Origin of the sequence: Vibrio sp. 10N.261.52.A1, assembly GCF_002876325.1 — a bacterium.
Classification (GTDB): Bacteria; Pseudomonadota; Gammaproteobacteria; order Enterobacterales; family Vibrionaceae; genus Vibrio; species Vibrio chagasii.
Genome location: NZ_MCYD01000554.1, coordinates 1 through 2,288, shown reverse-complemented (window position 1 = coordinate 2,288; position 2,288 = coordinate 1). Strand labels below are relative to the sequence as shown.

General features: G+C 46.1%; 2 protein-coding genes. Both read right to left on the bottom strand.

The window, feature by feature from the left end; all coding sequences use genetic code 11:
- A partial coding sequence (gene folC, locus BCT81_RS08575) for a bifunctional tetrahydrofolate synthase/dihydrofolate synthase (protein WP_102423850.1) occupies window positions 1-1,221 on the bottom strand: 1,221 nt, incomplete at its 3' end.
- Window positions 1,222-1,263: 42 nt separating this feature from the next.
- Window positions 1,264-2,190: an acetyl-CoA carboxylase, carboxyltransferase subunit beta gene (gene accD, locus BCT81_RS08570; RefSeq protein ID WP_004740637.1), complete on the bottom strand. Its 927-nt coding sequence runs from the start codon at window positions 2,188-2,190 to the stop codon at window positions 1,264-1,266.
- Between the last annotated feature and the right edge of the window lie 98 nt (window positions 2,191-2,288).

The following is a 2,288-nucleotide window of genomic DNA, read 5'->3' as shown; positions in this document are numbered from 1 at the left end:
GTGGAAAGAACCGACCACCAACACGACATCGTCTTCACCTTTCGCTGATGCTAACGCCGCCTCAAACGCCGCAACCGGGTTTGTATGCTGCTCAACACCTTGAGGAAGGCTTTGACAAAGTTCAGCTGCCGTTGCTGCACGTGGCCCTTGTAGAGAAGCTGGGTACCAGTGTGTTGCAATTGGCGCTAACACTTCTAATGTTGCTGGAATGTCTTTGTCATGAAGCATAGCGACTACAACGTGCAAGTTCTTGCCCGCATATTTTTTAGTAACTTGCTGTGCAAAGTATTCTGCTGAATGTGGGTTATGAGCCACATCGAGCACAATCACAGGCTGGTCACTAATTTGTTGCATGCGCCCAGGAAGCTGAGCGTTCTTCAAACCATTAACCACGTTCACATCGCTAATATCTAACTCTGATGTGCCCAGTGCCATCAATGCCGTTGCCGCGTTCGGGAGTGGCAATGTTGGGATAGGAAGCGACTCCAGTTGGAATGCACCGCTATGCCAGTTCCAAGTATCGCCATCAACGGCATAGGTATATTGAATACCGACCTGATAAAACTCAGCCTTGATATCATCGGCGTGCGCAGCAACCGTCGCCGGTGGCTTAGGTTGGCCACAGATAGCCGGCTTACCGCTACGATAGATTCCCGCTTTCTCGAAACCAATCACATTGATGTCATCACCAAGCCAATCTACGTGGTCTACCGCCAAGCTCGTAATCACTGAAACGTCGTGATCAACAATGTTGGTTGCATCTAAGCGGCCACCTAAACCAACTTCTAACAACACAACATCAACCGATTCTGTTTGAAAAGCACGTAACGCGGCCAAAGTACCGTATTCGAAGAAGCTCAGGCTGATTTCACCACGTTCTTTCTCAATAAAATCAAAAGACTGAACCATCTTTTCATCAGATAGATCTTGACCATTGATTCGAACACGTTCGTTGTAGCGAATTAAGTGAGGAGAGCTGTAGACACCAACAGAGTATCCCGCATCTAATAGAATGGCTTCCATCAGTGCGCACGTTGAGCCTTTGCCGTTGGTTCCGGCAACAGTAATGACGTGTTTAGCAGGTTTGGTAAGATTTGCCTTAGAGGCGACGGCCTGAACTCGGTCTAGTCCAAGATCAATAGCACTGGTGTGGATGTTTGATAAATAATCAAGCCACATCTCCAAAGAGGATGTGGCTTGAGGAATAGGTTGTTGACTCATCTAACTCATAACCATAATAAAGTTGGTTTGTTAGAAGGTACTTTACCCTTTTTCTGGCGCTTCTGGTACTTCATAAGCAGCTTCATTCGGTGAATCGTTCACAGAAACTACTAATGGTGAAGGCTGATTGGTCATTTTTGCAACTAGGCTAGCTACGCGCTGACGCATTTCACGACGGTCAACGATCATGTCGATAGCACCGTGGTCTAGTAGGAACTCACTACGTTGGAAACCTTCAGGTAGGTCTTCACGTACTGTTTGCTCGATTACACGACGACCAGCAAAACCGATAAGTGCTTTTGGCTCACCGATGTTGATATCACCTAGCATTGCCAAACTTGCAGAAACACCGCCCATTGTTGGGTCAGTCATTACTGAAATAAACGGCAGGCCTTTCGCAGATAGACGCTCAAGTGCAGCACTGGTTTTTGCCATTTGCATTAGAGACATTAGTGCCTCTTGCATACGCGCACCACCACTTGCAGAGAAACAAACTAAACCACAGTTGTTTTCAATAGCAGCATCTACAGCACGAACAAAACGAGCACCTACTACAGAGCCCATTGAACCGCCCATGAATGAGAATTCAAACGCACACGCTACGATTGGTAGACCTAGTAGTTCACCTTTCATTGCTACAAGTGCGTCAGTTTCACCACTGTTCTTTTGAGCAGCAGAGATACGCTCTTTATAACGCTTAGAGTCTTTGAACTTCAGTTTGTCTTGCGGCTCAAGATCAGTACCAAGTTCAACACGCTCACCTTTGTCTAGGAATGTTTCCAGGCGGCGACGTGCTTTCATGCGCATGTGATGGTCACATTTTGGACATACTTCTAGGTTACGCTCTAGCTCAGCATGGTAAAGCACCTGCTCACAAGAAGTACATTTAGTCCAAACACCCTCAGGGATAGACGCTTTACGAGATGTTACGATGTTGCTTTTTTCTAAAATCTTTTCAAGCCAACTCATGGAAGACCTTTTGTTTCGATTCTTCCGCTTGATTGCGAAAGAAATAAATTTGGGAATTATGCGAGGAGATTAAAGCACATAAAACAGCAAGTGTAGAT

Bases quoted from the DNA above. Each gene is read 5' to 3' on its own strand.
- accD (WP_004740637.1), bottom strand. From the start codon at position 2,190: ATGAGTTGGCTTGAAAAGATTTTAGAAAAAAGCAACATCGTAACATCT.